Annotated in this window: 4 protein-coding genes and 1 pseudogene; all 5 read left to right on the forward strand. The window is 72.8% G+C overall.

Annotation, left to right across the window (positions count from 1 at the left end):
• Positions 1–486, forward strand: a pseudogene (locus tag ACSNOG_RS32190) (hypothetical protein); the annotation flags it as partial.
• Between the two features lie 32 nt (positions 487–518).
• Entirely contained in the window at positions 519–1,268 is a 750-nt protein-coding gene (locus ACSNOG_RS32195) for an ArsR/SmtB family transcription factor (RefSeq protein ID WP_436756244.1), read from the forward strand.
• A 103-nt stretch (positions 1,269–1,371) separates the two neighbouring features.
• Complete coding sequence (locus ACSNOG_RS32200; RefSeq protein ID WP_436756245.1) at positions 1,372–1,791, forward strand: peptidase inhibitor family I36 protein; 420 nt, start codon at positions 1,372–1,374, stop codon at positions 1,789–1,791.
• Between the two features lie 188 nt (positions 1,792–1,979).
• Positions 1,980–2,810: a hypothetical protein gene (locus ACSNOG_RS32205; RefSeq protein WP_436756246.1), complete on the forward strand. Its 831-nt coding sequence runs from the start codon at positions 1,980–1,982 to the stop codon at positions 2,808–2,810.
• 54 nt (positions 2,811–2,864) lie between these two features.
• Positions 2,865–3,301 (forward strand): RICIN domain-containing protein (locus ACSNOG_RS32210; protein WP_436756247.1); only part of this gene is annotated, 437 nt, incomplete at its 3' end.

The raw sequence follows: 3,301 nt of genomic DNA on the forward strand, positions 1-3,301 counted from the left end.
GCCTACGTCTCCCTCGCCACCCTCCGCGTCTCCGACCCCCGCCTCACCCTCTCCGCCGCCGACTGCGCCGCCCTCGAACCCCTCGCCGCCGAGTGGTTCGCGCGGGGTGTCACGCCGGAGGCCTTCGCGCGGATCCTGTGCAACGGGCTTCCCGACGTCATCTACTGCCCGCGCGCTTTCACCCGCAAGAGGCTCATCGACAGGCTCCCTCCGGAGCCTGTTCCCGACCCGCGTGCGGAGACGGGGACGCGGGAGGCGACGCCCCCGCCCCGCTGGATCATGGAGTGCGCCGGGTGCGGCGTTCCGGGCCGCCCCGAAGCCCTCCCCGGGGGTCTGTGCCGGGCCTGCCGCGGTGTCGAACCGCCCCCGGACGCTCACGACCCGGTGGGCGTCCGCGCTCGCGTCGCGCGGTTGCGGGCCATGACCGCGCAAGGCCGCCGCCCTGCCGAAGTCGGCCAAAATGCACCTCAGCCGCATTTCGCCTAGTGCCCCCGCACCTCCCTTGACACTCTGCCGCGGTGCTGCGAATTCACTTCACGGACACCGATCTCCTGAACACCCGTGTCGCAACGGCGCCCGATCCCCACTGGGAGCTGGTGCTGAGCCTGCGGCACTTACGAAGACGGGTCGTGCCGCCGCGCTACGGCGACTGGCATCGCGAGGTCGTCGCACAGTTCGCGCGGTTGCCGCATCCCCGGCCGCCGGAGGCGTACCGGGAGGTGGCGGTCGACCCGTACTGGGAGGACATCCGGGCCGGCGTCGACGGCGACCGCGCCCTGCGGATCCGGGCGCTCCTCGACGGCGGGGTCCACGGCCTGCTCGGCAGCTACGTGCCGACCATGCGGTGGACGCCGCCGACGCTGCACGTCCGTAGCGCCCTGGACCGGGACCACGAGCTCCGCGGCCGGGGGCTGCTGCTCCAGCCGTCGTACTTCTGCCACGGCGGCGGGCACCTGCCGGAGGATCCGGACGCGCCGCCCGTCCTCGTGCACCCGGCCGCCCAGCCGCAGGCCGACCCCGCGGGCGACAAGGCGCTGGCCCGGCTCATGGGGGCGACCCGCGCCGGGATCCTCATCGCGGCCGGGACGGCCTGCACCTCGGGGGAGCTCGCCCGCCGCGTGGGGGTTTCCGCGCCGACGGTGAGCCATCACCTGTCGGCGCTGCGGGACGCGGGTCTGCTCAGGACCGTTTCGCACGGGACGAGCGCGTTCCACGTGCGTACCCGTACGGGTTCCGCGCTCGTGAATTCGAGCTGCGCGTTTCGATGAGGGTCGAAGGCGCTGTCTTTTTACACGGTGGGCCGGACAGGATGTCGCCTGAAACCGAACCGCTTCCTGCTCCTGCACACACACGCAACAGGAGGGTTTTGGTATGCGATTCAAGCGTCTGGCCGTGGCCGGGGCTATTGCCGTCGCCACCGCGGGTTCGGGCCTTCTGGCCACCACGCCGGCATCCGCGTCGGCGGATCTGCGCGCGGAAAGCTGCTCCACCGGCTACGCGTGCCTGTACTACCACCAGAACTACACGGGTGCGATCCACAAGCAGTACTACGACGACGCGAACTACGGGAACAACTACTTCGTGACGAGCACGTCGACGCGCGGCGGTTCCGGCGCGGGCCTGTCGGTGCGGAACAACGCGGCGTCGGTCGACAACTGGGACTTCAGCAACGCGATCACGATCTACTTCAGCCCGAACTACGCCGGTACGCACCAGCGCATCGCGGCCGGCGGCCGGGAGAACCTCATCCCCGGTCTGCGGAACAACAACGCGTCCGGCAAATTCGGGTGATCGAGCTGTCGTCGCGCACCGGGTGCCCCGCCTGTCGTCACGGGCGGGGCGCCCTCGCTGCTGTCGCGGTCGCCGTCGCGGGTGTGCTGCTGGGGGCCGCAGGATGTTCGCAGTCGTCGTCCCGCGGAGGGGACGGTCCTGACGTTGACGAGTTCTCCGCCTCCGCTTCCGCCTCGGCCTTTCCGGCGATGGAATCCGCGGCCGCCCACTCCCTTCCCATCGACGCCTATCTCCTCACCAATGACCAGGCCGACCGGCTCGACGCCGCCCGGCGCACCCTCGTCGCCCGCTGCATGAACCGCTTCGCGGTCGCCTACCGGCCACCCGACCCCGCCACGCCCTTCCGGCCCGGGACCCGTACGCAGTACCGCTACGGCGTCACCGATCCCGCCGCTGCCGCCCGCTACGGCTTCGCGCCGCCCGGCAGCCCGCGGACGCCGCCTCCGCCGCCCGCTGCTCCGCCGTCCCTCTCCGCCGAGGCGACCGTCGCCCTCACCGGGACGGACGACCCCGGGGTCAAGCCGGGCAGCGCCGCGGCGAAGGGCGGGCAGCGCGTCAACGGGCACGTGGTGCCCCCGGGCGGCTGTCTGGGCGAGGCGCGGGCCGCGCTCCGTTCGGACAACGCCGAGGCCGGGGGAGACGCCCCGGTCGCCGACCGGATCAACAGCGAGAGCTTCGAGCGGTCGCAGCGCGACCCACGCGTGGTGGGCGTCTTCGCCCGCTGGGCGCAGTGCATGACGTCGCGCGGCTTCCCGTCGTACGCCGATCCGCTCAAGGCGTCGGGCGACGCGGCCTGGCGCACGCCCGAGCCGTCCGCGCAGGAGCGGGAGACGGCGGCGGCCGACGCGCGGTGCAAGAAGGAACACAACGTGGTGGGCGTCTGGTTCGCGGTCGACGCGGCGTACCAGCGGCGGGAGATCGAGCGGAACGGGAAGGAGCTGGCCGCCGTCAAGGCGGAGCTCGCGGCCCGTCAGGAACTGGCCGGGGCTGCCCTGGGCACCCTCCCTCCCCGGCCCTAGGGTGGGCGGCCTGACCCGCACGGTCCGACGTCCGCTCCGTACCCAGGAGGGTTCATGAGCGTCCACGCCACCACCACGTACCTGGTCAGGAACGAGAAGACCGGGCTGTACCTGACGGTCCGGGGACTCAGCAGGCACGACGCCGCCGACGTCGTCCAGGAGCCGCTCCACGACTGGCCGCAGCGCGCGAGCCAGGCGTGGCGCCTGGAGCCCGGGCAGGGCGGCGAGCACGTCTACCGGCTGCAGAACCAGCACAGCGGGCGGTATCTGCAGGTGCGGTACTGCCGCAAGGACCCCGGTGCGCCGGCCGAGCAGCGGCACCTGGAGGAGAACGACCCGGCGTACCGGAGCCAGAGCTGGGAGATCCGCAACGGGGGCGGCGGCTGCCGCGTCGTCAATGTCCACAGCGGGCTGGCGCTGAACGTCCGCCGCCACTCGGCGGCCGCCGGAGCCGTCGTCGAGCAGCAGGCGGGGGGCGGGGGGAACGGGGA

Source organism: Streptomyces sp. URMC 124 (genome assembly GCF_051386455.1).
Taxonomy (GTDB): Bacteria; Actinomycetota; Actinomycetes; order Streptomycetales; family Streptomycetaceae; genus Streptomyces.

What these genes read in the sequence shown, in the direction of transcription:
- ACSNOG_RS32205 (WP_436756246.1), top strand. Translation starts at nt 1,980, where the DNA reads ATGGAATCCGCGGCCGCCCACTCCCTTCCCATCGACGCCTATCTCCTC.
- ACSNOG_RS32200 (WP_436756245.1), top strand. Translation starts at nt 1,372, where the DNA reads ATGCGATTCAAGCGTCTGGCCGTGGCCGGGGCTATTGCCGTCGCCACC.